24 protein-coding genes are annotated in these 24,324 nt (G+C 65.8%); 16 read left to right on the plus strand and 8 right to left on the minus strand.

Features of this window, described 5'->3' with window-relative positions; genetic code table 11:
• Both BG83_RS0116660 and BG83_RS0116665 read left to right on the plus strand, forming a co-directional pair.
• A complete protein-coding gene (locus tag BG83_RS0116660; protein ID WP_024977777.1) occupies positions 1-660 on the plus strand; it encodes a CYTH domain-containing protein in 660 nt (219 codons plus the stop codon).
• Entirely contained in the window at positions 657-1,448 is a 792-nt protein-coding gene (locus BG83_RS0116665) for a uracil-DNA glycosylase (RefSeq protein WP_024977778.1), read from the plus strand. Before BG83_RS0116660 ends, BG83_RS0116665 begins: the two co-directional genes overlap by 4 nt.
• Before the next feature lie 13 nt (positions 1,449-1,461).
• Here BG83_RS0116665 and BG83_RS0116670 read toward each other — a convergent pair whose 3' ends face one another.
• The 5 genes from BG83_RS0116670 to BG83_RS0116690 form a co-directional block, all read right to left on the minus strand.
• On the minus strand, positions 1,462-3,678 hold the full coding sequence (locus BG83_RS0116670; protein ID WP_024977779.1) for an FUSC family protein: 2,217 nt from the start codon (positions 3,676-3,678) through the stop codon (positions 1,462-1,464).
• Between the two features lie 18 nt (positions 3,679-3,696).
• Positions 3,697-5,553, minus strand: a complete 1,857-nt coding sequence (locus tag BG83_RS0116675) for a M61 family metallopeptidase (RefSeq protein WP_024977780.1) — start codon at positions 5,551-5,553, stop codon at positions 3,697-3,699.
• 67 nt (positions 5,554-5,620) lie between these two features.
• Entirely contained in the window at positions 5,621-6,637 is a 1,017-nt protein-coding gene (locus tag BG83_RS0116680) for an MDR family oxidoreductase (protein ID WP_024977781.1), read from the minus strand.
• 78 nt (positions 6,638-6,715) lie between these two features.
• Positions 6,716-7,462, minus strand: a complete 747-nt coding sequence (locus BG83_RS0116685) for a DsbC family protein (protein ID WP_024977782.1) — start codon at positions 7,460-7,462, stop codon at positions 6,716-6,718.
• A 46-nt stretch (positions 7,463-7,508) separates the two neighbouring features.
• Positions 7,509-8,804, minus strand: a complete 1,296-nt coding sequence (locus BG83_RS0116690) for a UbiH/UbiF family hydroxylase (protein WP_024977783.1) — start codon at positions 8,802-8,804, stop codon at positions 7,509-7,511.
• Positions 8,805-9,170: 366 nt separating this feature from the next.
• Between BG83_RS0116690 and BG83_RS0116695 the strand changes: the two genes are divergently transcribed.
• Genes BG83_RS0116695 through BG83_RS0116705 form a run of 3 tightly spaced genes read left to right on the plus strand, consistent with a single transcriptional unit; the run spans position 9,171 to position 10,407 of the window.
• Positions 9,171-9,560 carry a hypothetical protein gene (locus BG83_RS0116695; protein ID WP_024977784.1) on the plus strand — a complete coding sequence of 130 codons (390 nt, stop codon included), beginning with the start codon at positions 9,171-9,173 and terminating at the stop codon, positions 9,558-9,560.
• 10 nt (positions 9,561-9,570) lie between these two features.
• Positions 9,571-9,909: a hypothetical protein gene (locus BG83_RS0116700; RefSeq protein WP_024977785.1), complete on the plus strand. Its 339-nt coding sequence runs from the start codon at positions 9,571-9,573 to the stop codon at positions 9,907-9,909.
• Positions 9,910-9,933: 24 nt separating this feature from the next.
• Positions 9,934-10,407 carry a lytic transglycosylase domain-containing protein gene (locus BG83_RS0116705; protein WP_024977786.1) on the plus strand — a complete coding sequence of 158 codons (474 nt, stop codon included), beginning with the start codon at positions 9,934-9,936 and terminating at the stop codon, positions 10,405-10,407.
• 31 nt (positions 10,408-10,438) lie between these two features.
• Here BG83_RS0116705 and BG83_RS0116710 read toward each other — a convergent pair whose 3' ends face one another.
• Entirely contained in the window at positions 10,439-10,816 is a 378-nt protein-coding gene (locus BG83_RS0116710; protein ID WP_024977787.1) for a flagellar protein FliT, read from the minus strand.
• A 412-nt stretch (positions 10,817-11,228) separates the two neighbouring features.
• Here BG83_RS0116710 and BG83_RS0116715 point away from each other — a divergent pair, with 412 nt between their 5' ends.
• The 5 genes from BG83_RS0116715 (at position 11,229) to BG83_RS0116735 (ending at position 18,442) form a co-directional block, all read left to right on the plus strand.
• Positions 11,229-12,122 carry a DMT family transporter gene (locus BG83_RS0116715; protein WP_024977788.1) on the plus strand — a complete coding sequence of 298 codons (894 nt, stop codon included), beginning with the start codon at positions 11,229-11,231 and terminating at the stop codon, positions 12,120-12,122.
• A 118-nt stretch (positions 12,123-12,240) separates the two neighbouring features.
• Positions 12,241-13,335 carry a redox-regulated ATPase YchF gene (gene ychF, locus BG83_RS0116720; RefSeq protein ID WP_024977789.1) on the plus strand — a complete coding sequence of 365 codons (1,095 nt, stop codon included), beginning with the start codon at positions 12,241-12,243 and terminating at the stop codon, positions 13,333-13,335.
• Between the two features lie 339 nt (positions 13,336-13,674).
• The gene (locus BG83_RS0116725; RefSeq protein ID WP_024977790.1) at positions 13,675-15,963 is read left to right on the plus strand and encodes an ATP-binding protein; all 2,289 of its coding nucleotides are present in this window, start codon (positions 13,675-13,677) and stop codon (positions 15,961-15,963) included.
• Positions 15,964-15,989: 26 nt separating this feature from the next.
• Complete coding sequence (locus tag BG83_RS0116730) at positions 15,990-16,457, plus strand: response regulator (RefSeq protein WP_024972795.1); 468 nt, start codon at positions 15,990-15,992, stop codon at positions 16,455-16,457.
• Positions 16,458-16,483: 26 nt separating this feature from the next.
• Complete coding sequence (locus tag BG83_RS0116735) at positions 16,484-18,442, plus strand: response regulator (RefSeq protein ID WP_024977791.1); 1,959 nt, start codon at positions 16,484-16,486, stop codon at positions 18,440-18,442.
• 31 nt (positions 18,443-18,473) lie between these two features.
• On the opposite strand, the gene BG83_RS0116740 is transcribed toward BG83_RS0116735, so the two are convergent.
• Entirely contained in the window at positions 18,474-18,716 is a 243-nt protein-coding gene (locus tag BG83_RS0116740) for a GlsB/YeaQ/YmgE family stress response membrane protein (protein WP_024977792.1), read from the minus strand.
• 222 nt (positions 18,717-18,938) lie between these two features.
• On the opposite strand from BG83_RS0116740, the gene hemA reads away from it, so the two are divergent.
• The 6 genes from hemA to BG83_RS0116770 all read left to right on the plus strand — a co-directional run bounded on the left by hemA (position 18,939) and on the right by BG83_RS0116770 (position 24,011).
• Entirely contained in the window at positions 18,939-20,246 is a 1,308-nt protein-coding gene (hemA, locus tag BG83_RS0116745) for a glutamyl-tRNA reductase (protein ID WP_024977793.1), read from the plus strand.
• A gap of 108 nt (positions 20,247-20,354) precedes the next feature.
• A complete protein-coding gene (gene prfA, locus BG83_RS0116750; RefSeq protein WP_012436504.1) occupies positions 20,355-21,437 on the plus strand; it encodes a peptide chain release factor 1 in 1,083 nt (360 codons plus the stop codon).
• Between the two features lie 182 nt (positions 21,438-21,619).
• Positions 21,620-21,988, plus strand: coding sequence for a hypothetical protein (locus BG83_RS0116755; RefSeq protein ID WP_024977794.1), 369 nt, complete (start codon positions 21,620-21,622; stop codon positions 21,986-21,988).
• Between the two features lie 97 nt (positions 21,989-22,085).
• Positions 22,086-22,988 (plus strand): peptide chain release factor N(5)-glutamine methyltransferase, encoded by a 903-nt coding sequence (gene prmC / locus BG83_RS0116760; RefSeq protein ID WP_024977795.1) that lies wholly within the window; start codon positions 22,086-22,088, stop codon positions 22,986-22,988.
• Between the two features lie 68 nt (positions 22,989-23,056).
• On the plus strand, positions 23,057-23,368 hold the full coding sequence (gene grxD, locus BG83_RS0116765) for a Grx4 family monothiol glutaredoxin (RefSeq protein WP_024977796.1): 312 nt from the start codon (positions 23,057-23,059) through the stop codon (positions 23,366-23,368).
• A 19-nt stretch (positions 23,369-23,387) separates the two neighbouring features.
• On the plus strand, positions 23,388-24,011 hold the full coding sequence (locus BG83_RS0116770) for a UbiX family flavin prenyltransferase (RefSeq protein ID WP_024977797.1): 624 nt from the start codon (positions 23,388-23,390) through the stop codon (positions 24,009-24,011).
• Positions 24,012-24,033: 22 nt separating this feature from the next.
• On the opposite strand, the gene BG83_RS29700 is transcribed toward BG83_RS0116770, so the two are convergent.
• Positions 24,034-24,204: a hypothetical protein gene (locus BG83_RS29700; protein ID WP_024977798.1), complete on the minus strand. Its 171-nt coding sequence runs from the start codon at positions 24,202-24,204 to the stop codon at positions 24,034-24,036.
• Between the last annotated feature and the right edge of the window lie 120 nt (positions 24,205-24,324).

The following is a 24,324-nucleotide window of genomic DNA, read 5'->3' on the forward strand; positions in this document are numbered from 1 at the left end:
ATGGCCCGCGAGATTGAACTGAAGCTGGCCGTATCGGCCGGCACGCACGACACCCTGGTCGGGTGGCTGGACGCCCATGCGCAGGCGGCCGGCTCGGTGGAATTGGGAAACGTCTACTACGACACGGCCGACCAGGCGCTGGCACGCAACCGTGCCGCGCTGCGCGTGCGCCGTCAGGGCAGCCAATGGCTGCAAACGCTGAAGACCGCAGCAGTGAGTACGTCCGGTTTGAGCGCCCGCCACGAATGGGAGGTGCCGCTACAGAACGATGCGCTGTCCGTCGATGCCTTCGTCGCCAACAACGCCGCTGAGGCTGCTGATTATGTTCGGCCACACGCGGCTGCGCTCGCCCCGCTGTTCCGCACCGATTTCACGCGCCGCCTGTGGCATGTGCGTGCCGAGGGCGGCGAGATCGAGATTGCACTGGACGCCGGCGCCATCCTCATCCCCGGCACGCAAGCACGCGAGCCGATCGACGAACTCGAACTGGAGTGGAAGCCGACAGCCGGCAGCGCGCTCAGCGAAGACGCAATTGCCGAGCGACTACGCGCCTGGACCGAGACGCTGCACGCCGCTGTGACCGGACTCATGCCGCTGGACATCAGCAAGGCGCAACGCGGCTACCAGTTGCGCGCAAAAACCATCGGAGGCCAAGCGTGACGCGACGCGCCGATCCGGCGCAAGCCGCCCTCTTCGACGAACCCGCAGCAGACACGACCGCCGTGAGTTTCACCCCGCTGGCCCAGCAGTTCGACGCCCTGCCCGCCGATTGGAAGGCGCTCCTCACGCCTTGCATCGCGCAGACCAACTGGCCAGAGTTGTGCGCCTTTGTTGATGGCGAGCGGGCGGCGGGCAAGCCGATTTTTCCGACGGATGTCTTCCGCGCGTTGCACCTGACATCGGTGGACGATGTGCGCGTCGTCATCCTCGGTCAGGATCCGTATCACGGCACGGGCACCGTCGATGGCCGCGAGATTCCGCAGGCGCATGGACTGGCGTTTTCGGTGCCGGCCGGCGTGCGCGTGCCGCCGAGCCTGCGCAACATCTACAAGGAAATCGAAGCGGAATTCGGCTGCAAGCTGCCGGGCACGTCCGGCAACCTGGAGGGCTGGGCACAGCAAGGCGTGCTGCTGCTGAACACGGTGCTGACCGTCGAGCAAGGCCAAGCTGCGAGCCACGCCAAGCGCGGCTGGGAACGCATCACCGATTGCCTGCTGGAGCAGCTCGCGCGCGTCGGCCACAAGCGCGTGTTCATGCTGTGGGGCAGCCACGCGCAAGCCAAGCGCGCGCTGCTGTCGGACGGGCATCTGGTACTGGAGGCGCCGCACCCGTCGCCGCTATCAGCGCATCGCGGGTTTCTGGGGTGCGGGCATTTCAAGACGGCCAATGATTGGCTAGCGGCGCAAGACCAGCCAGCAATTGATTGGTTGAAGCCGCAGGTGGGCTGAGGTTGCGGGCCGCCTAATCCCTCGACGCCCGCAGTGCCCGCCCCAGCGCTCCACAACGCAGCGCGATCTTGGCCGTGTCGGCCCGCAGCGCCTGCAGGCGCCGCTCCAGCAAGTGCATCGCCGATAGCGAATCCGATTCTGCTGCCGCATCAACCATGCGGGAACGGGCGGATTTATCGGCGAAATCCGCAGCGCCCAATTCTTGCGTATCGCGCGGACGCACGCCCCAACCGCCTTCATGCACAGCCTGGTCGAAACGCTCCTTGGCGCGCGCCAGGCTTTCGAGCGCGGCCTCTGCCGTTTGCTCGACCAGCGCGCGGGTGTCGGCCTCGTCCAGTTCCTGCGCGCGCTGACGCATCAAGATGCGCACCGCCGCCACATGGGCGGCCACCAGGTAGTTCTGAACGATGAAGCGGTTCAGGTTGTCGACGGCGCGGTGGCGGCTCTTGGGCTCGTCCAGCATGCGCGCAAAGGCTGAGATCAGCCCCGTGAGCGATTCCATGTACTGCTTGCGCTGCACACGATAGGCAAAGTCATCCTTGAGCGTGCCGAGCAGCAGCTCGCGCGCGGCCTCAATAAAGCGCCGGTTGGTGCGCAGCACGTCGTCCACCAGCTTGGGCAGGTTGCGATATTCCCAGGCTGGCAGCACATAGCTGAAGGCGGTGGCGATGGCGGCCCCGATCAGCGTATCGACCAGCCGTTCACCAATGGCGCCCTTGCTGCCCGGCAGCAGCAGGTTGATCTGGATAAGCACCTGCACGCACGCCGCAATGGCCGTGTAGCGGTAGCGCACGGTGACGAACGCCGCGCTGGCCGCTGTCGACAGGTACAGCACACCCATCAGGATCCACGTCGAATGGGTGAAGCGCAGAATCACGGCCGCGATCACGCAGCCGATGAGCGTGCCGAGCACACGATCGAAATTGCGCTGGCGCGTCATGCTAAACGTCGGCTTGAGGATCACGACAATGGTCAGCAACACCCAGTAGCCGTGCGACGCATAAGGCAGGTGGTCGGCAATCCACAACCCGGCGGCCACCGCCATCGAGATGCGCAGCGCAAAGCGCAACACCGGAGACCGCCACGTCAGTTCTTCCAGCACCAGCCGCAGTTCGTATTTCTGGCGTGTGAGGAACGGCGTCATGTCCGGGCGCAGCAGCACCTGCGACGGTTCGACCTGCGTGTCGGTGGCGGCATGCAACTGCGCCATCAGGCGGATCGCGCCGCGCACCGTGGCCACCGATTCCTCCAGCGCAGCGATGGCTTCGATGGGCACGCCATGGTGGTTTCGCTGTAGATCAAGCAGCGCAGCCTCGATGGCGGCCATCTCGTGGTCGTACGACATCGGCGTGGGCGATGGGCGATCACGCCCGACGGCATAGGCAACGCCTTCGATGTCCAGGCGCATGCGCTCGATCAGCTCGCGCAGCAGACGCAACACCTCGGCATCGGCCAGCCATTGGCGCAGCACGGTGTAATCGGTGTTGGACGACAGCAGGTACTCATAAATGTCGAGCATCCGCATGTGGATCTGCACGAGGCGCCCGTCGCTGGAGGTACGGTTATCGCGGAAGACAAAATCGCGTGCCACCTGCTGCTTGTCGGCCACCGAAATCTGCTGGCGAACGAGCGCATTGAACTGCTCGTCGAAATCCTTGGATGCGTCGTAAAAGCCGGCTTTGCATTCCACGTACACGGCCAGTTCGTACAGGCATTCGGCCAGCACCTGCTCTTTAATGCGCCGCCGCTGGCCCCATGCCACCGCCATCGCAAAGGCCATGTAGCCGATGGCGCCGAGGAAGAACTGCAGGGTGTGTTCCACCGCTTCGCGGAAAGCGAATTCTTCGGTAAAGGTGAGCGTCATGACGAACAGCGCCGCAAACTGCAGCGGCATCGTCTTGTTGCCGTACGCCACCATGAGCCCCGCCAGGAAGCTCACCACCACGATCACCACCGGCAGGATCGCGTACGGCGTCACCACCGCCACGAGAAAGGTGACGGCGGTCGTCAGCAGCACGCACGCCATCATCTCGTTGAACTTGTGCCGCAGCGGGCTGGGCAGATCCATGAGGCTCGTGCACAGCGCGCCGATCGACACCACCATCGCGCCCTGCAAGTCCATCACCAGCAGTGCGAGCAGCGTCAGGCCGATCACGCCCGTGGCAGTGCGGATGCCGCGCGAGACGTAATGGCTGTAAAGAAAGGTGCGTGGATCGTGGACGTAATCCATCGGATCAGGCGGCGTGCGTCAGGCCGACTTGCCGCGCGCCACCTTGCGCGCTGCCGCCCGCTTGCCCAGCCAGGCCGAGCGCAGCGGCGACGGCTCCGTTGCCAGCGCCAGCGTGAACTGTGGCGTTGCATCGGCGGCGAGCGTCACGTTCAGCGTCATCAGTTCGTCGCGGCGGAACACGTGTACCGGCACGGTATCGCCGGCGCGATGGCGCGTGAGCGTCTTGTCGAGCTGGCCCGCCGGCACACGCAGGCCGTCCACTGCAACGATCAGATCGCCGGCGGACAAACCACCGCGCTGCGCCGGGCTGCCGTCGAAGACCTGCTGCAGCTTGACGAAGCCGTTCTCGGCGACGGTCTTGACGCCCAGCGCGAGCGCCGTATCGGCGGCCTTGCGCGTGGCGCTCACGCCCATCGCCTTGAAGAGCGCGGGCAGCGGAGGGTCATCACGGCCTTCGCTCAACTGGCGCACCAGCGTGCGCAGGCGTACACCGGTGGTTTCTTCCATCAGGCTGATCAGTCCGGCTTCGGTCACGCCGCGCTGCGTGTGCCCGGCGGCATAGAAATCACGGCCGTACGTCACCCACAGGGCGCGCATTACGTCGTCGAGCGAACGTTCGCCGTGGGTCTGCGTGCGGATCGTCAAGTCCAGCGCCAGCGCCACCAGGGAGCCCTTGGTGTAGTAGCTGACGATGGCGTTGGGTGCGTTTTCGTCCTGGCGGTAGTACTTCGTCCACGCATCGAACGAGCTTTCTGCCACGCTCTGCTTCAGGCGGCCGCTGCCGCGCAGCACGCCGTTCCACGTCTTGCCGAGCATCTCCAGATACTGCGCTTCAGAGATCAGGCCCGAGCGCACCAGCATCAGGTCGTCGTAGTAGCTGGTGAACCCTTCAAACAGCCACAGCAGCGGTGTGTGGACCTCGCGGTCGAGCGCGTATGGCACGAAGGTGGCCGGCTTGATGCGCTTGACGTTCCAGGTGTGGAAATACTCGTGGCTGACAAGGCCAAGGAAGGTGCGATAGCCCTCGGTGGTCTCATCGCGGCCGGTCACGGGCAGGTCGTTGCGCGCGCACATCAATGCGGTGCTGGCGCGATGTTCCAGGCCGCCGTAGCCGTCGGTGGTAACCATCGTCATGAAGACGTAGCGGCGGTTGCTGTCGAGGAACGGCGCCGTAGCGGTGTGCGGCTCGAACAGGCGGATCTGCGCTTCGCAGATGCGCTTGAAGTCGCGGGCAATGCGTTCCAGATCGAGATTCGGCACGCGGCCGGTAAAGACGGCGTCGTGCTGCGCGCCGCAGGCCTCGAACGACACCAGCTCGAACGTGCCCATCTCGACCGGGTGGTCGATCAGTTCGTCGTAGTCCGCCGCTTCGTACCAGCCGAAGCCGTAGCGCTTGGCGCCAGCCTTGCCCTGGACGCGGCCAGTGGCCTCGCGCAGCGCGGTGGCCACGCGCCAGCCCCGGTAGGCGTCTCCGGCGGGCGGCTGGATATCGACCAGGCAACGCTGGTCATCCGCGCCTTCCACACGCAGGAATACCGACGTGCCGTTGAAGAAGCCGTGCGTGGCGTCCAGATGCGCGGCGCGCACTGACAAGTCCCACGCATAGACGTCGTATGAAACCGTCAGCGGCCCGCTGCACGGGGCGGCCCACCACGTGTGCTTGTCAACCTTGGTCAGGCGCACCGGCCTGTCAGCCGACGATGCCTCGATCCGCACGATGTTGCGTGCGAACTCGCGGATCATGTAGCTGCCCGGAATCCACGCCGGCAGCGAAAAGCGCTGGCCTTGGCTGTCAGGCGCGTCAACCGTGACGGTGACGGTGAAAACGTGCGCCTCGGGCGCGGCGGGGGCGATGGTGTAGCGGATCGGCTTCATGGCGGACATTGTAGCGTTGCCGTCCCACGCTGCCGAAGGCAAATCGTCCGCAAACCGGCCTGCCAGCCTATCGGTTGACGTCGACCACAACGCGCCCGCGCATCTTGCCGGCCATGATGTCGTGTGCAGCGTCGATGGCCTCCGAGAGCGACACTTCGCGAGTGATGGCGGCCAGGCGATCGGGCAGCAGATCGGCGGCCAGGCGTTGCCACGCGGTCTGGCGCAACGCACGCGGTGCCATCACGCTGTCGATCCCGCACAGCGTTATGCCTCGCAGGATGAACGGCGCGACGGTGGCGGGAAAATCCATCCCCTGCGCCAGCCCGCACGCCGTGACGACACCGCCGTAGCGCACTTGTGCGCAGGCGTTGACCAGCGTGTGCGAGCCCACCGAATCGACCACCGCCGCCCAGCGCTCCTTCTGCAGTGGCTTGCCAGGGGCGGACAGCTCGGCGCGGTCGATCACCTCCGCCGCACCCAGCGCCTGCAGGAAATCGGCCTCGCTCGTCTTGCCGGTGGACGCCACCACGCGGTAACCCAGTTTGCCGAGCAGCGCGATGGCGATCGAGCCCACGCCGCCCGACGCGCCGGTCACCAGCACCTCGCCGTCGCCCGGTTTCACGCCGGCGCGCTCCAGCGCCAGCACGGACAGCATCGCCGTGTAGCCTGCCGTGCCGATCGCCATGGCCTGCCGCGCATCGAGCCCCGCCGGCAATGCCACCAGCCAATCGCCGGAAAGCCGCGCCCGCTGCGCCAAGCACCCCCAGTGCGCCTCGCCGACGCCCCAGCCGTTGAGCACGACCGAATCGCCCGTCCTCCAGTCCGGGTGCGAGGAATCGAGCACCACTCCCGCGCCGTCGATACCGGCCACCATTGGCCATTTGCGCACGACGGGACCTTTACCGGTGATGGCCAGGCCGTCCTTGTAGTTGATGGTCGACCAGTCCACGCGGATCAGCACGTCGCCAGCGGTCACGTCGTTGGCAAGCGCTTCGGGCGTGGACAACGCCGCGTCATCGAGGTCGACGATGTGGGCCAGCGGCCCGCCATCCTGCTTTTCCAGCATCAGCGCGCGAAACGACATGCCAAGTCTCCGAGGGTGAGGTGAATGCAAGCGCCCAAAGAAAAAGCGCCGGATCTACCGGCGCTTCCTTCGTGCGAATTAAGACTTCTTGAGCGCGGCGAACTTGCGCTCCAGCGTGGCCGCATCGATCAGGCCAGGGGCACGGGTGCCATCCGGGAAGATGATGGCCGGCGTGCCGGTCACGTTGAGCTGCTGGCCAAGCTTCAGGTTGGCTTCCAGTGGTGTGTCACAGGTACCGGCGCCGCCCGGGGCGGTCTTGGCGGTCATCCAGTCGCGCCAGGCCTTGGCGCGGTCAGCCGAACACCAGATCTGCTTGGCCTTGGTGTTCGAGTCTTCCGACAGGATCGGGAACAGGAAGGTGTAGACCGTGATGTTGTCGACCTGCGTGAGCATCTGCTCCAGCTTGTGGCAGTAAGGGCAGTTCGGATCGGAGAACACGGCGATCTTGCGTGCGCCGTTGCCCTTGACCCATTTCACGGCGCGGTCCAGCGGCAAGTCGGACCACTTCACGCGGTTCAGCTCAGCCAGGTGCTCTTGCGTGAGGTTGGTAGCGGTCTGCGTATCAAGCAGGTCGCCGTTGAGCACGTAGCGGCCGGTGGCGTCGCTGTAGACGACCTGGCTGCCGAGGTTGATTTCGTACAGGCCAGCCAGCGGCGACTTGGTGACGCTTTTGATCTCCACGTTCGGGCCCAGGGCCTTCTGTACCGTGGCCTTGACCTTGTCCAATGCGGGCTCGGCAGCACCGGCGCTCAACACATAGCCCGCGCCAATGGCTGCCACGGCCACCGCAGAGGCGATGGCCGCCACCCGAATACGAAACGACATAACGACTCCTGGAACCCCGAAAAACCACAAACCCGCTGAGACTGTCTCAGCCGAGTGCGTGCTTGATCAACAAGCGTTTGATAAATGGTGTCATACCCACCATGCGCATCCCCGCGTTGCGTACCGTACGGGGCAGCGCGCCCGGCAGGGCGAACAGTTTGTGCAGACCATCGGTGGCGGCCGTGAGCGAAAGCAGGTCTTCGCGGCGGGCGCGCTCGTAACGGCGCAGCAACCTCAGATCGCCATGATCGCGCATGGTTTCACGTTCCGCCATCACCTGGCCAATTTCGGACACATCCCTAAGCCCGAGGTTCATGCCCTGCCCGGCCAGCGGATGAATCACATGGGCTGCATCGCCCACCAGCGCCACACGCGGCGCGACCGCCCGGCTGGCGTGTTGCAGCACGAGCGGGAAGCCCTGCGCAGGCGTGATGTTCGATAGGCGTCCAAAGCGTGCGGCGATGGCGCCACCGGCCGCGGCTTCCACGGCGCGGCACAGCGCCTCCGGCGACAGCGCGAGCAGCTCGCGGGCGTGGTCTTCGCTGGCGGACCACACCATCGACACGCGCCGATCTGGCAACGGCAGCATCGCGAGGATCTCGCCGCGCAACGGGGCGGTGTCATCCGCCGCGGCGGCCTGCTCGGCGGATGCACCCAGGAACCATTGCCACGCGGTGTCCTGATGCCAGCGCTCGGCCTGGAAGTTGGCGACCACGCCAAGCTGCCGATACGGCTTCGCTTCAGCCTGGATGCCGGCCTGCTGGCGCACCCATGAATTCTTGCCGTCGGCGCCGATCACGCATTCCGCGCGGATCGTCTGCCCGTCGGCCAGCGTCAGCCGCACGGCATCGGCTTCCATTTCGAAGCCGGTGGCGGCGTGCGGGAAGGTCTGCACCGTGTGGGCGAAGCGCAGTGCGGTTTCCAGTGCGCGCTCGACCAGCGACGATTCAGCAATCCACGCCAGTTGCGGCGTGCCGGCGGCGTAGGCGGAAAAATGCAGGTCGGGGTGGGCGTGCTCGCCGCGTGCGGCAGCGTCGTCGCCGAAGATCCGCATGTCGTGCACAGGCTGCACGCGCGTCATGTCGAGCGCCGGCCAGATGCGCAACTGCTCCAGCAGCGCCTGGGAGCTGGACGAGAACGCGTAGACACGCGCATCCCAGGCATCCGGCCCCGACGGTGCGGAGGCTGGCGCGGGCGGCGCGATATGCGCAATGCGCAAGCCGATCTGCGCCAGCCGCAGCGCACAGGCGCGCCCGACGATGCCGCCGCCCACCACGGCCAAGTGGTAAGGCGCTGCCTCTTTGGGCGCAGCCTTGGAAGAGGAAAACGCGGGTGTATTCATGGTGCGCCGATTATAGCGGCGGGGGGTGTTCCAGCCTTGTGGCCGCGCAAATGTGTCACGGCCCACACTTTGCGCCGTGGCATCCCGGCTCGGTGTTTACGCGCACCACCGGCCTGGCAAGACGTTCGCATCACCCCCGCCTATTGCAGCGTACCGCGCATATTCATCGGCTTGATATGGCGTTTGCGCCGCATATGTGCCAAACACGTCGCCTGCACACAAACCCGCAATGTGATGCCACTTTCACCTTGAATCCGGGCCTCAAGCCATCCGTCGGGATGGACGATAAAAGCCGGGTAATTCGACGTTTTGACACGCGCGACCCGCCGATACAGTGCGGGTCCGATCCACGCATTCCTCATCGCCATGTGGACTTTTTCCGAACGCTCCGCCGCATCGCTGACGCTGGCCGCGCTGCTGGCACTGGCCGGCTGCGCGCAAATGCCTGCCCAGACGCCGCCCCCGGTGGCCCGCACCGCGCCCACGGGCGAAGTCATGACCTTCGCCATCCCGCCCGATGCACTGGGCGCGCATGACCCGCAACTGACCGCCGTGCTGACCAAGGCCGGCGCGTTGGCCGCAGCGCAGAAACGCCCGGCGACGATCCAGGTAGCCGCGCTGGCGCAGGATTTCCGTTATCTGAACCAGGCGCTGTGGAACGGCGTGCCCGCGCAGCGCGCCGGCTACGTCCGCCTGGAAAACCTGACCGTCAGCGCCAGCCAGCCGTACAGCGTGACGATCCGCACGCAGGATTAAGAGGACCGTCATGCGTATGCACCATCTGCTTTTCCCGCTCACCGTTGGCCTGTTGGCGATACCGGCCGCATCGACCCTTGCCGCACCGCCCGACGCATTGATGCCGGCGACGGCCGCAGCGCCCGACCGCGTCTATCCGCCCCTGCCCTCGCTGGCGATGCTACCGCCCGGCGGCGGTGCCGAAATCGAAGCCGCGCCCGCCGTACACACGCGCGGCGGCAAGCGCAAGGTTGTGACCACGCAGTGGCGCAAGGCGACCGAGCCGGTGCCGCGCATGGTGGTGTCGGAGGCATCGCATACGTATCTGGCCGGTATCGAGCGGCAGCTTGAAGTGGCCCTGCAGAAGTAACCAACGATCGCCGTCGGAGCCGTCATGCCCCTCGCCCGCCCTCTTCGCTTGAACTGCAGCCGCCTTGGCGCGGCGCTTGTGCTGGCCGCCTCCAGCGTTGCTGCGCACGCCGCCTCGGGCGATTGCTTCGAGCAGGCCGGCGCCTATCAGGGCGTCAACCCGACGGTGCTGCGCGCGATCGTGTGGTTTGAATCGAAGGGCGATGCGGGCGCTGTCCACCGCAACGCCGATGGCTCGGTCGACATCGGCCAGGCGCAGATCAACTCGATCCACTTCAGTACGCTGGCCCGCTACGGCGTGCCGCGCCGTGCGCTGACCGACGCCTGCGTCAACGTGTTCGTGGCGGCATGGCTGCTCAAGCAAAAAATGGTTCGCCATGGAAACACGTGGCGGGCCATCGGCGCGTATCACTCGGAAACGCCTGTCCACCGCGACGCCTATGCGCGCAGCATCCAGCGGGTGCTGATGTCGTGGGGAGAATTGCGGGCCGACCGCTGAATCGGGTCCGGCCTCCGAACCGCTCTGCTGCTCAGTAATACGAGACGGCGGAGTACGCCTGACGTGCGCCAATGGCACGGCGCTCGCCGCTCACCAAGCGCATCAGTTCATCCTGACGCGGGCAGACCAGCGCACGCACACGGGCGTCGTTGGCCAGAATGCGCATCATCAGGTCGCGCTTGCGTTGCGCTTCTTCGTGCGACAAGGCCGGGCGCAGGCCGTGGCCCAGGCGCTCCATGTGGGCCGCGCATTCGCGCTCAAGCAAGCTCACTTCGTCCCAATCGCCGCGTTCGGCAGCATCCACCATGTCTTCGGACAGGCTCGCGATGGCCTCGTAGCAGGCAAACAGGCCGGCGCTGTCGGAAACCGTATGGATCGGGCGGGCGGCGGTGGCGACGGTCCAGGACATGCTGTGCTCCAGAATCAAACGTGTTGTTTGCGGGAAGCCAGTGCAATAGGCATGCCCGGCGGGCCGCAGCCGTCTCCAGCTCGCGCGGAAACGGCGCTCAAGCCTTTGCCGGCTTGGCCTCGCAGGATACGGAGGGCATCTGGTGGCAGGCATCGCGGGCCCGAAAAGCAGCCGCCTCAAGCGAAGTTGTTACGTTTCTGGAACGTAACGCGTAACGGGGCCCGTAACGCCGTCCCCCCCCTCGCCCATGCAGCCGGGAGGCGCCTTGTCTGACCGAAGGCGCCTTCTAGAATGAGGACATCGCGCCGCTCCCGCGCGGTCTGTCGCCCGAAGAATTGGACACGTGAATCACGTCGACATTCCCTGGCCAGGCATCTCTGGCGCGCCGATTGCCCATCGCATGAGAACTCACATGGACCAGACGAACGACGTGCACCCCGCCCTGCGCACGGTGCTGCTCACCAGCATCACCATGGTGGCGTTCGCGTCGAACTCGCTGCTGTGCCGGCTGGCGTTGCAGCACGCTGCCATCGATGCGGCGAGCTTTTCCAGCATCCGGCTGGTGTCGGGCGCCGTCGTGCTGGCCGTCCTTGCGCGGGCGAGCGCGGGGCGGGCGCCGCCAGCGCGTGCTGATTGGGCTGCCGCGACGATGTTGTTCCTCTACGTCGCGTTCTTCTCGTTTGCGTATCTGACGCTGAGCGCAGGCACCGGCGCGCTGATTCTGTTTGGCGCGGTGCAGCTCACCATGCTGGCGGCTGGCCTGCGTGCCGGCGAACGGTTCGAGGCCCTTGGTTGGGCGGGTTTTGCGCTGGCGGCAGGTGGGCTCGTCTATCTCGTATCGCCCGGCGTGACAGCGCCGACGCCGCTGGGTGCCGCGTTGATGACGGTGGCGGGCATCGCCTGGGGCGTGTATTCCCTGCGCGGGCGCGGGCTCGACAATCCGCTGGCTGCCACTGCCGGCAACTTCCTGCGCGCCGCGCCCATGGCGCTTGCGCTGAGCCTGTTGCTGTATGGCCGCGCACACGCCAGCCCGGCCGGTATCCTGCTCGCGCTCGCCTCCGGCGCGCTCACTTCGGGCATCGGCTATGTGATCTGGTACGCCGCGCTCAAAGGGCTGTCGGCGATCCGTGCGGCGGCGGTGCAACTGTCGGTGCCGCCCATTGCGGCGTTCGGCGCGGTGCTGTTCCTGGCGGAGCCGCTGACACCGCGCCTGGCTGCCGCCTCCGCCGCCATCCTCGGCGGCATTGCCCTGGTGCTGGCCAGCCGCACGCAGCGCAAGCGCGCCGAAGCGGCATCCCAGGGCTAGACGCCATCCGGAGCGGTTACAATCACGCCTTTCCGTGAACGACGCGCACAGCCCGGATTCCGCTGTGCTGCCGCCTCCCCCGCGTCACGCAACCCCTTGATTTAGAGCCTTTTTCACCATGAGCCTCCAATGCGGCATCGTTGGTCTGCCGAACGTCGGCAAGTCGACCCTGTTCAATGCCCTGACCAAAGCCGGCATCGCTGCCGAGAACTACCCGTTCTGCACGATCGAGCCCAACGTAGGCGTGGTGGAAGTGCCGGACGTCCGCCTGCAAGCGCTGGCCGACATCGTCAAGCCCGAGCGGGTGCTGCCGGCGGTGGTCGAGTTCGTCGACATTGCGGGCCTGGTGGCGGGCGCCTCCAAGGGTGAAGGCCTGGGCAACCAGTTCCTGGCCAACATCCGCGAGACAGATGCCATCACGCACGTGGTGCGCTGTTTCGAAGATGAAAACGTGATCCACGTCGCAGGCAAGGTCGACCCGATCGCCGACATCGAGGTCATCAACACCGAACTGGCCCTCGCTGACTTGGCCACGGTTGAAAAGGCACTGCAGCGCTACACCAAGGCCGCCAAGTCGGGCAACGACAAGGAAGCCGCCAAGCTGGTCGCGGTGCTGGAAAAAGCACAGAAGGTGCTGGACGAAGCCAAACCCGTGCGTGGCCTGAACCTGACCGACGACGAGTGGGCAACCATCAAGCCGCTGTGCCTGATTACCGCCAAGCCGACCATGTACGTCGCCAACGTGCGCGAAGACGGCTTCGAGAACAACCCGCACCTGGACGCCGTGCGCAACTACGCCGCGCAGACGAATTCGCCGGTGGTGGCCGTCTGCGCTGCCATCGAAGCCGAAATCGCGGATCTGGATGACGCTGACAAGGCTGAATTCCTGGCCGACATCGGCATGGACGAACCCGGCCTGAACCGCGTGATCCGCGCGGCCTTCAAGTTGCTCGGCCTGCAAACCTACTTCACCGCCGGCGTGAAGGAAGTGCGCGCCTGGACGATCCACATCGGCGACACGGCCCCGCGCGCCGCTGCGGCCATCCACACCGACTTCGAACGCGGCTTCATCCGCGCCCAGACGATTTCGTACGATGATTTCATCCAGTTCAAGGGTGAACAAGGCGCCAAGGAAGCTGGCAAGATGCGCGCCGAAGGCAAGGAATACATCGTCAAGGACGGCGATGTGCTGCACTTCCTGTTCAACGTCTGATCAGCACAAGCACAACGAAAAAGCCCCGCAATTGCTGCGGGGCTTTTTTCATGGGGACGCGAGTATGCAAGCCTGGGTAACAGGCCCGCCAGGGTACCGTCCAGCCTTGTAACGTTGAGGCGGCCCAGCATCACTTTTTTACATGCGGGAAGGACCGATGACGCGGCTTCAGTGCTCCACCGGGCGCATCGTCATGCCGTTTTCGCGTGTCGGGCACGTCGCTTGCGTAGCGCACAGCGGATACGCTGAACCCCGGCAGGCCGCTTCCGCCCGGGGCAGCCCGCCGCCCCCGCCAGGCATTCAGCCAAGGCCTTCGGGGCGGCGCACTCGCCCAACGCCATGAGTTCGCAATCGCCTCCGCCCTTGTCCGTAGTTGACGACATCGACGCCTCGCCCGGCATCGGCAGCCACGCTGCCATCCAGTCGCGCGGGGTGTTGCTGTGCCTGTCCGAACCCGATTTACGCATCCACCAGGCGAGTGAAAACCTGCAGGCCGCGCTGGGTACGCCACTGGCCACTGCGCTGCAGGCCCCCGTCGACCGTGTGATCGGCACCGCCGGCCGCAAGTTGCTGGAGCACGCCCTGGGCACACACAGCATCGACGGCCATCCGCTGTATATCGGCACGCTGCAGACGCCGCACGGCCACGCGCTCGACGCGGTGATGCACCGGCACAAGCGCACTCTGATCTTGGAGCTGGAACCCGCGGTGCATGCGGCCGACGGCGCGTTTGCATCAATGTACCCGCTGGTGCGCACCTTCATCGCCAGCCTGCAAGCCGTCGGCACGGTCGATGCGCTGACGGACCTCGCCGCCCGCGAAGTCCGCCGCCTTACCCGCTTTGGCCGCGTCACGATCTACCGCATTGACCGCGATGGCTCCTTGCAGGCACTGGCCGAAGCGCGCGACAAGGCCTATGACACGCTGGTGGGCACGCACCTGTCGGACGCCGGCATGACGCCCGAACTGCGCAGCCTGTATAGCCACAACCCCTTGCGGCTCGTGGCAGACGTCGACGACACGCCGGTGGGGCTGGTGCCCCCGCTGCATCCGTCCACGGGGCGCACGACTGATCTGACGTACGCTGCCTTGCGCGCGGCGTCCGAGGCGCAGCGCGAAACCATGCGCCGCATGGGCGCGAAGGCCTCGCTCACGCTGGCGCTTACGGTGCGCGGGAACCTGTGGGGCATGATCGCATGCCACCATGCGACGCCCTGTTCGTTGTCGTTTGAAGTGCGCACGGCATGTGAACACCTCGCACAGATTCTGTCGCTGCAGATCGAAGCGAAGGAAGACCGCGCCGAGATCGCCCACCGGCTGGAACTGCGACGCATCCTGGTGCGCCTGCTGGCCGCGATGGCCGATCGCGACCATTTCCACGAAGGCCTGATCGAACATCCCGCCGATCCGCTGCGCTTTGCCTCGGCCAGCGGCGCCGCCATCGTGCGCCAGGGCGAGTGCGTGCGCATCGGTGCTGCGCCTGACGAAGACAGCATCGTGCGCCTGACCGAATGGCTGGCCAATGAGCACCCCGGCGAGGTCTTCCACACCGACCGCCTGCCCACCACCTATCCGGACGGCGCCGCGCTGCGGCCCCAGGCCAGCGGCGTGCTGGCCGTGCAGGTTTCGCAACTGCATCGCCACTACGTGCTGTGGTTCCGCCCCGAAACTCCGCACACCGTACGCTGGGTGGGCGACGCACCGGAATTGGCCAGCGACCACGCAACCGGGCACATGCTCGGTCGCACGCACCATTGGCAAGAGCAGATCGCGCACACCTCGCGCCCGTGGCGCACGAGCGAAGTGGAAACTGCCGCGGAGTTCCGCTACGCCGTGCTCAACATCGTGCTGCGCCGCGCAGAAGAAGCCGCGGAGTTGACGAGCGAGCTGCGCCGCGCCAATCACGAGCTGGAAGCGTTCTCGTATTCCGTTTCACATGACTTGCGCGCCCCGCTGCGACACATTGCCGGCTATGCCGAACTGCTCGACGAGATGGAGGGTGAGCACGTCTCGGCGCGCGGGCGGCACTTTCTGCAGACGATCTCGGAGTCGTCGCGCTTTGCGGGCAAGCTGGTCGACGATCTGCTCACCTTCTCGCAGATGGGCCGGGGCGCGCTTCACCTGACCGATGTCGACCTCGCCCAGCTCGTGCGCGGCGTCGTGCGGGACCTGACGTTAGACCAGGGGCGCCGCCATATCGAGTGGAACATCGCCGCGTTGCCCGTGGTGCGCGCCGACCCGGCATTCCTGCAACTGGCGATGCGCAATCTGCTCTCCAACGCCATCAAATACACGCGTGACCGTGATCCGGCACGCATCCATATCGACGCCGAACAGACCGACGCAGAAACCATCGTGCGCATTGCCGACAACGGCGTGGGCTTCTCGATGGAATACGTGGCCAAGCTGTTCGGCGTGTTCCAGCGGCTGCATCGCATGGACGAGTTCGAGGGCACCGGCATCGGCCTGGCCAATGTGCGGCGCATCATCGATCGCCATGGCGGCCGCACATGGGCCGAGGGCGAGCTTGACCGCGGCGCGACGTTCTACTTCGCGCTGCCGCGCACGCCCGACCCGCAGGTGGCATCCGGGGCGGGCCAGCGCACACCCATGACTCGCGATGCCTGATCGTTCTTTCCACGTTCATTGTCACCATGCTCAAACCCATCCTGCTCGTCGAAGACAACCCAAACGACCTCGAGCTGACCTTGCTGGCGTTGGAACGCAGCCAGCTTGCCAACGATGTGGTCGTCACCCGAGACGGCGCTGAAGCGCTGGATTACCTGCACGCGCGCAATCTTTACGCGCAACGCGTACCGGGCAACCCGGCCGTGGTGCTGCTCGACTTGAAGCTGCCGAAGGTCGACGGCCTGGAAGTGCTGGCCGAGATTCGCGCCACGCCCGCGCTCAAGAGCCTGCCGGTGGTCATGCTCACCTCGTCGCGCGAAGAAACCGACCTGCTGCGCAGCTACGAGCTGGGCGTCAACGCCTATGTGGTCAAACCGGTGGAGTTCCGTGCGTTTGTCGATGCGATTGCCGACCTGGGCGTGTTCTGGGCGGTGCTCAACGAACCGCCGCCCGGCTCCACCCGGGCGCGCCGCACGTTGCTGCCGGCGAGCTAGCCGCCCCATCCGGAGCATTCGCCCCCATGCCCAATCTGCAACTGCTGCTAGTCGAAGACAATCCGCTCGACGCAGAACTGACGCGCGCACGGCTGGAAACCGCCAACCTACAGGCCGACACCACGCTGGTCGACAACGAGTCCGACTTCATCGCCCAGCTCAGCACACGGACCTTCGACGCCATCCTGGCCGACTACATGCTGCCGCAGTTCACGGGTGCGGAAGCGCTCGACATTGCGCGTCGCATGGCGCCGCAAACGCCGTTCATCTTCGTATCGGGTGCACTGGGCGAAGAGCACGCGGTGGACATGCTCAAGCGCGGCGCCACCGATTACGTCATCAAGCAGCGCCTGCAGCGCCTGCCCGTGGTGCTGTTGCGCGCGCTGGCCGAAGCCGCCGAACGCCGCCAGCGCATCGCTGCCGAAGCGGCCCTGCGCGAGGCGGAAACGCACTTTCGCCTGCTGATCAACGCGCTCAAGGAGCACGCTGTGCTCTCGCTAGACCCGCAGGGCATCGTGCGCACCTGGAACGCGGCGTCGCGCAGCATTCTCGGCTATGCGCGCGAGGACATCCTCGGCAAGTCGGCCGAGATTCTGTATCCGCAGGCTGCGCGCGAGGCCGGTGAATTCCAGCGCAAGCTCGAACGCGCGCGCCGCGAAGGCAGCCTCACCGACGACCGCTGGATGCTGCGCAAGGACGGCACGCCGTTCTACGCATCGAGCGTGGTCACCGCCATCCACAACGAGACCGGGCAACTGGTCGGCTTCTCCAAGATCATCCGCGACTCCACGGAAGAGCGCATCGCGGCCGACGCCCTGCGCCGTGCAAAGGAAGAAGCCGAGACCGCCAATCACGCCAAGGACCACTTCCTGGCCGTGCTCTCGCACGAACTGCGCACGCCACTCACGCCAATCCTGACCGCCGTGCATCTGCTGGAACTGCGCCAGGATTTGCCAGCGTATGTGGTCGCACAGCTCGAAGTCGTGCGCCGCAATGCCGAGCTGGAAGCGCGCCTGATCGACGACCTGCTCGACATCACCGGCATTGCACGCGGCAAGCTGGCGGTGAGCTTTGCGCTGGTCGATTTGTATCCGCTGCTGGAGAGCACGCTGGAGATGTCGCGCAACGACATGCAGGCCAAGCGGCTGTCGCTCAAGACGCGCTTCGAGGCGGGCCGCAGCCGGCTGTATGCCGACGGCGCACGCATCCAGCAGGTGATCTGGAACCTGGTACGCAACGCCGTCAAGTTCACGCCAGAAGGCGGCGCCATTGAGGTGCGCGTCTGGAACCCGTCGCCCGCCACCGTGGCCGTGGCGGTGAAGGACAACGGCATCGGCATTGAGCTCGACGCACTGCCGCGTATCTTCTCGGCGTTCGAGCAGGCCGATGCATCGATCACGCAGCGCTTTGGCGGGCTGGGCCTAGGTCTGGCGATTGCCTACGCGCTGGTGCAGAAGCATGAAGGCTCGCTGATTGCCGAGAGCGCCGGCCGCCACGAGGGTGCCACATTCACGCTCACTCTGCCCCTGGCCACCGAGATGGTGCAGCTCGAGACACCGCCCTCGCCGCCCTCGCCACGCGCCCAACCGACGCGCGGCCTGCACGTACTGCTGGTGGAAGACAACGCCGATACAGCCGAAGCCATGTCGCAGATGCTGGAAATCCTCGGCCACAGCGTCGCCGTAGCCAATGGCGCCCGCACGGCCATGCAAGCCGCTGAATCTGGCACGTTCGATCTGCTGATCAGCGATATTGGTCTGCCAGACGGCAGCGGCCTGGACGTGGTGCGAGTTTTTGCCGAGCGGCAAGCCGCACCGTCGATTGCGATTACGGGCTACGGCATGGAAGAAGACATCGCCCGCTGCCGCGACGCGGGCTTTACGGATCACCTGACCAAACCCGTGGACTTCAAGCGGCTGGAAACGCTGATGGCCGGCTATCTGGCCGCGCGCGATGCGCGCACTGCCGGCCTGGGCGCGGGCTGAACCGCGCCAGAATGCCGCAGGACACTCGCCCCTAGCGGCGCAACAGGCCCCACGCGGCGGGCAGCAGCATGGCGCCCACTACGGCGGCCGTCCAGGCCATGATCTGCCCATCGGCATAGAGGTGGGCAAACTGGCCGCTGTAGTAACCGAACAACGCGCCAATCCCGCCCGTCGCCAGCGCAGCCCCCCACCCCAGGCGTTTGCCTGCGGGATGCAACCAACGCGCCGCGACGCCCACCGCCAGCCCGATCCACAGCGGCCCGATCCACCCCATGCCTGTTCTCCGTATTGCCCTTGAGCGATTCAACTGGACGCGTACCTTAGCGCAGGACGCTGCAGAAGGCCACGCTGACCCACCGCGCGGCGCGTGACGAATAACCGACATTCATTCACACACACCACCAGATTTGACCTGGGTCCTGCTCATCCGGGGGCCGGGCGTTATAATCCAGAGTGCTCAAAATTCGTGCCGTCCCCATTTAACCGGCCGCCCCACATGCAGTTGCTGACGCTCGGAATCAACCACCACACTGCGCCGCTTTCCCTGCGCGAGAAGGTGGCGTTTCCGCTCGAGCAGCTCAAGCCCGCGCTGGGCACGCTGCGCCAGCACCTGCCGCACCTCAGAAGCACGGCCGAAGCTGCCATCCTTTCCACCTGTAATCGCACTGAAATCTACTGCGCCACCGACGGCAACTTGCCCGAGCAGACCGCGCACGAGCATGCGATTCGCTGGCTGGCACAGCACCACAACATCGATCCCGGCGAACTCGCGCCCCATGTGTATTCGCTCGGGCAATCGCTCGCGGTGCGCCACGCGTTTCGCGTGGCCAGCGGGCTCGATTCCATGGTGCTGGGTGAGACGCAGATCCTTGGCCAGATGAAAGACGCCGTGCGCACCGCCACCGAAGCGGGCGCCCTGGGCACGTACCTGAATCAGCTATTCCAGCGCACCTTTGCGGTGGCCAAGGAAGTGCGCGGCACGACAGAGATCGGCGCGCATTCCGTGTCGATGGCCGCTGCCGCTGTACGCCTGGCGCAACGCATCTTCGAATCGATCGCCGATCAGCGCGTATTGTTCATCGGCGCCGGTGAGATGATCGAGCTGTGCGCCACGCACTTCGCCGCGCAGACGCCACGCGAGGTGGTGATCGCCAACCGCACGCTGGAACGCGGCGAGAAGCTCGCCGAATCGCTGTCGAACCAGGGCCTGAACGCCCGCGCCGTGCGCCTGGCCGAACTGCCGACCAAGCTCGCTGAGTTCGACATCGTTGTTTCGTGCACCGCCAGCACGCTGCCCATCATCGGCCTGGGTGCCGTGGAGCGCGCCATCAAGCAGCGCCGCCACCGCCCGATGTTCATGGTCGACCTGGCCGTGCCGCGTGACATCGAACCCGAAGTCGCGCGTCTGTCCGACGTATTCCTCTACACCGTGGACGACCTGGGCGCCATCGTGCGCGAAGGCAACGCGCTGCGGCAGGCCGCCGTGGCGCAGGCCGAAGCCATCATCGACACGCGCGTGCTGAACTTCATGCACTGGCTCGATGCGCGCAGCGTGGTGCCCATCATCCGCGATCTGCATGCGCAGGCCGAAACGCTGCGCCAGGGTGAACTGGAACGCGCCCAGCGCATGCTTGCGCGCGGCGATGATCCGGCGCTGGTGCTCGAAGCGCTGTCGCAAGCGCTGACCAAGAAATTCCTCCACGGCCCGACGCATGCGCTCAACCACACGCAGGGCGAAGGCCGCGAACAGCTCATCGACCTGCTGCCGGCGTTGTTCCGCCAGTCCAGCCACTCCGAGCGCTAGCGGCCAGCGCATCACACGCGCGCCGCATGTTTTCACTCCGGCACGCAACTTCTGGCGCGGTATCATGCGCCGCCTTCGCTTCCAGCGTTTCCCACCGCGACTGCCCGAATGAAGCCCAGCATGCTGTCCAAGCTCGACCAACTGGCCGAGCGCATCGTCGAAATCAACGCGCTGCTCGCGCGTGAAGACGCCACCGCCAACCTCGACCAATACCGCAAGCTCACGCGCGAGCACGCCGAGCTGGAGCCCGTGGTCGCACAATTTGCCGCGTGGAAGCAGGCCGAGGAAGACATCGCCACCGCGCAGGAACTGGCGGCCGATCCGGACATGAAGGCGTTTGCCGAAGACGAACTCCGCGCCGCGCGTGAGCGCATGGAATCCCTCGAAGGCGAGCTGCAACGCCTGCTGCTGCCCAAAGACCCGAACGACCATCGCAACATCTTCGTGGAAATCCGCGCCGGGACGGGCGGCGATGAATCCGCACTCTTTGCCGGCGACTTGCTGCGCATGTACACGCGCTACGCCGAACGGCAGCGCTGGCAGGTGGAGATCGTGAGCGAATCGCCGTCGGACTTGGGCGGCTACAAGGAAGTGATTGCGCGGCTGGTGGGCGAAGGCGCGTACTCGCGCCTGAAGTTCGAATCTGGCGGCCACCGCGTGCAGCGCGTGCCGGCCACCGAGGCGCAGGGGCGCATCCATACGTCGGCCTGCACCGTGGCGGTCATGCCGGAAGCCGATGCGCTGGCCGACATCCAGATCAACCCGGCGGATTTGCGCATCGATACATTCCGCGCATCCGGCGCGGGCGGCCAACACATCAACAAGACGGATTCCGCCGTGCGCATTACCCACTTGCCGACCGGTCTGGTGGTGGAATGCCAGGATGACCGCAGCCAGCACCGCAACAAAGACCGCGCCATGCAAGTCCTGGCTGCGCGCCTGAAGGATCGCCAGGAGCGCGAAGCGCAAGCCAAGGAAGCCAGCGCCCGCAAGAGCCTGATAGGCTCGGGCGACCGCTCCGACCGCATCCGCACGTACAACTTCCCGCAAGGCCGCGTGACCGATCACCGCATCAACCTGACGCTGTACAAGATCGACGCGATCATGGACGGCGACATCGACGAACTTGTGGGCGCATTGGCGGCCGAGCATCAGGCGGAACAACTCGCAGCGCTGGGCGAAGACGCCTGATCGCCCAATCGTTAAAAAAGCGCGCCTGCCGTAACATCCGCTTGCGTTTGATACAGCTTTGCGCGATGGCGCGCCGGCCTCGCGTTCCTATAATCGATCTCGATCACGCCGAGTGCATCGCCGGTCGCATCCGGCAAGCACTCACCAACAAGCGCGGCAACATCACGATTAGGAGAATCGCAATGCGTACCCAACTGCTGGCCATCACTGTCGCCACCTCCCTCGCACTCGGTCTGGCCGCCTGCGGCAAGAAAGACGACGCCACCGACCAAGCCGCCAAGAGCGCGATGGAGCAATCGAAGGACGCCGCCAAACAGGCGCTCGACAACGCCGGCACCGCCGTGAGCAAGGCCGCCGACGCCGCCAAGGTGGAACTTTCACAAGCGGCGTCGGATGCGCAGGTCTCTGCATCGGGCGCGCTGGCCCAGGCCAAGGATGCCGCCAAAACCGCGGCCGACAAGACGGCCGATGCCGCCAAGGTTGCAGCCGACAAAACCGCTGACGCCACGAAGGAAGCGGCCAACAAGGTCAAGGACGCGACCAAGCAATAAACGCTGCTTAACCGCACCGACCCGCTCGCGGGCCCGCGCCACTTCGGCCGGGCCCGTGTTATTTTGTGCGCCCGATCTTCGCTGCTAGCCTGTTGCCGTGTCGTCTGCTCCCGTCATTTCGCCCGAAACCCTGGCTCGCGTGTCCGACGCGCTGGCAGTGCTGGCAGGCGCCGGCTTGCCTGCGCTGGAAGCACGGATGCTGGTCTCGCACGTGACAGGCCTGTCGCGCGTGCAACTCATCACGCAAGACACCTGCGCCATCGACGTAACGGCGCGCACGCGGATCAGCGAACTCGCCACACGCCGGCTGGCTGGCGAGCCGATGGCCTATCTGCTGGGCGAACGTGAATTCTTCGGCCGCACGTTCAAGGTGACGCCAGCCGTGCTGATTCCGCGGCCCGATACTGAATTGCTGGTCGAACAGGCGCTGGACCGTCTGGAAGAACACGATGCGCCGGCCGTGCTCGACATGGGCACGGGCAGCGGCATCATCGCCATCACGATTGCGCTGGCGCGGCGCGACGCGCGCGTATGGGCCACCGACGCCTCCTCCGACGCGCTGGCCGTGGCGATCGACAACGCCAAGGCGCTCGGTGCCGCCAACGTCCAGGCTGCGCTGGGCGACTGGTACAGCGCGCTGGCCGAAGCCGATGCGCCGGCCGCCTTCGACTTGATCGCCAGCAACCCGCCCTACATCGCCGCCACCGACGCGCACCTCGACCAAGGCGACCTGCGCTTCGAGCCCGCCAGCGCCCTCACTGACCACGATGACGGCCTGCGCCACCTGCGCAGCATCGTCGCAGGGGCGCCTGCGCGGCTCGTCTCCGGCGGCTGGCTGCTGCTTGAACACGGCTACGACCAAGGCGAACCTGTGCGTGCGCTGCTGGGCGGCGCGGGCTTCGCCAACGTCTTCACGGCGCAAGACCTGGCCGGCCACGACCGCTGTAGCGGCGGGCAATGGCTGGATCAAAACGCCGGTGCGCGTTCCTCGCTAAAATAGACAGGTTTTCCAATGTGGATGTCAGCTCGGACACCCAGCTGCCGCCCCTCACCAAATCGAGTCTCCCCATGAGCACCACGCACGAAAAGATCGACCAGATCGTCAAAGGCCACCCCGTCGTCCTCTTCATGAAGGGCACGGCGCAATTTCCGATGTGCGGCTTCTCGGGTCGCGCCATCCAGATCCTGAAGGCCTGCGGCGTAGACCGGCCGCACACCGTCAACGTGCTGGAAGACGATGAAATCCGCCAGGGCATCAAGGACTACGCCAACTGGCCGACCATTCCGCAGCTCTACGTCAAGGGCGAATTCATCGGCGGTTCGGACATCATGATGGAGATGTACCAGAGCGGCGAACTGCAGCCGCTGCTGGCTGCTTGAGCTCCGTTCTCGTTTCAGCGTGACCTCAACCCTGAACGCAGCGACCCAAACGCCACCTGTGCGCCGCATCATCGTGGCCATCACGGGGGCGTCGGGGGCAATCTACGGTGTGCGGCTGCTGCAGGTTCTGCAGGGCCTGCGTGAATCAGCGGGGGTGGAATCGCACCTGCTGATGTCGCCCGCAGGGCTGATGAACGTGCAGCACGAGCTGCACATGGCACGCGAAGAAGTAGAAGCGCTGGCGCATGTCGTGCATAACGTGCGCGATATCGGGGCGACCATTGCCAGCGGCTCGTTTGCCGCGGAAGCGATGGTGGTGGCGCCCTGCTCGATGAAGACGCTGGCGGCCGTTGCGCACGGCCTGTCGGACAACCTCATTGCCCGCGCGGCCGACGTCACGCTCAAAGAGCGTCGCCGCCTCATTCTGATGGTGCGCGAAACGCCGTTGAATCTGGCGCACCTGCGCAACATGACGGCCGTTACAGAGATGGGCGGAATCGTGTTCCCGCCCGTGCCGGGCTTCTACCAGCGCCCCAAGACGATCGACGACTTGGTCGACCACACGGTCGGGCGCGTGCTGGATCTGCTTGGCTTGCCGCAGACGTTGGCGCCGGGCTGGCCTGGCTTGCGTTCAACGGACTAGACGCAGATCAGCCAACGGCCGATCAGCGGTGGCGGTAATTGAAGTACACCGACGGTCCACCCCAATAACCGCCGTAATAGGCCGGATAAGCCGGTGCGACATAGACCGGCGCAGGGGCCACGGCCACCGGTGCCGGATACACCGCACAACCCCCAAGCGTCGCGGCCAACAAGGCCAGAGCCACGATTTTCATGATTAGCGTCCTTCGGCCCCGCTAGTGGAGCCATGTGGACGTTATAAGCCGAGGCGAGCGACGCCGGCGTCATGCGGGTGTAAGCGGTGTAACCGAAAACTACGAACGTGTGTCCGTAAG

This window comes from Ralstonia pickettii, assembly GCF_000607165.1.
Classification (GTDB): Bacteria; Pseudomonadota; Gammaproteobacteria; order Burkholderiales; family Burkholderiaceae; genus Ralstonia; species Ralstonia holmesii.

Coding starts and splice junctions, on each gene's coding strand:
- BG83_RS0116715 (WP_024977788.1), top strand. CDS start 11,229: ATGGACCAGACGAACGACGTGCACCCCGCCCTGCGCACGGTGCTGCTC.
- BG83_RS0116685 (WP_024977782.1), bottom strand. CDS start 7,462: ATGTCGTTTCGTATTCGGGTGGCGGCCATCGCCTCTGCGGTGGCCGTG.
- BG83_RS0116735 (WP_024977791.1), top strand. CDS start 16,484: ATGCCCAATCTGCAACTGCTGCTAGTCGAAGACAATCCGCTCGACGCA.
- BG83_RS0116740 (WP_024977792.1), bottom strand. CDS start 18,716: ATGGGGTGGATCGGGCCGCTGTGGATCGGGCTGGCGGTGGGCGTCGCG.
- BG83_RS0116675 (WP_024977780.1), bottom strand. CDS start 5,553: ATGAAGCCGATCCGCTACACCATCGCCCCCGCCGCGCCCGAGGCGCAC.
- BG83_RS0116680 (WP_024977781.1), bottom strand. CDS start 6,637: ATGTCGTTTCGCGCGCTGATGCTGGAAAAGCAGGATGGCGGGCCGCTG.
- BG83_RS0116695 (WP_024977784.1), top strand. CDS start 9,171: ATGTGGACTTTTTCCGAACGCTCCGCCGCATCGCTGACGCTGGCCGCG.
- ychF (WP_024977789.1), top strand. CDS start 12,241: ATGAGCCTCCAATGCGGCATCGTTGGTCTGCCGAACGTCGGCAAGTCG.
- BG83_RS29700 (WP_024977798.1), bottom strand. CDS start 24,204: ATGAAAATCGTGGCTCTGGCCTTGTTGGCCGCGACGCTTGGGGGTTGT.
- BG83_RS0116755 (WP_024977794.1), top strand. CDS start 21,620: ATGCGTACCCAACTGCTGGCCATCACTGTCGCCACCTCCCTCGCACTC.
- BG83_RS0116730 (WP_024972795.1), top strand. CDS start 15,990: ATGCTCAAACCCATCCTGCTCGTCGAAGACAACCCAAACGACCTCGAG.
- BG83_RS0116725 (WP_024977790.1), top strand. CDS start 13,675: ATGAGTTCGCAATCGCCTCCGCCCTTGTCCGTAGTTGACGACATCGAC.
- BG83_RS0116710 (WP_024977787.1), bottom strand. CDS start 10,816: ATGTCCTGGACCGTCGCCACCGCCGCCCGCCCGATCCATACGGTTTCC.
- prfA (WP_012436504.1), top strand. CDS start 20,355: ATGAAGCCCAGCATGCTGTCCAAGCTCGACCAACTGGCCGAGCGCATC.
- BG83_RS0116670 (WP_024977779.1), bottom strand. CDS start 3,678: ATGGATTACGTCCACGATCCACGCACCTTTCTTTACAGCCATTACGTC.
- BG83_RS0116660 (WP_024977777.1), top strand. CDS start 1: ATGGCCCGCGAGATTGAACTGAAGCTGGCCGTATCGGCCGGCACGCAC.
- grxD (WP_024977796.1), top strand. CDS start 23,057: ATGAGCACCACGCACGAAAAGATCGACCAGATCGTCAAAGGCCACCCC.
- hemA (WP_024977793.1), top strand. CDS start 18,939: ATGCAGTTGCTGACGCTCGGAATCAACCACCACACTGCGCCGCTTTCC.
- BG83_RS0116690 (WP_024977783.1), bottom strand. CDS start 8,804: ATGAATACACCCGCGTTTTCCTCTTCCAAGGCTGCGCCCAAAGAGGCA.
- BG83_RS0116700 (WP_024977785.1), top strand. CDS start 9,571: ATGCGTATGCACCATCTGCTTTTCCCGCTCACCGTTGGCCTGTTGGCG.
- BG83_RS0116705 (WP_024977786.1), top strand. CDS start 9,934: ATGCCCCTCGCCCGCCCTCTTCGCTTGAACTGCAGCCGCCTTGGCGCG.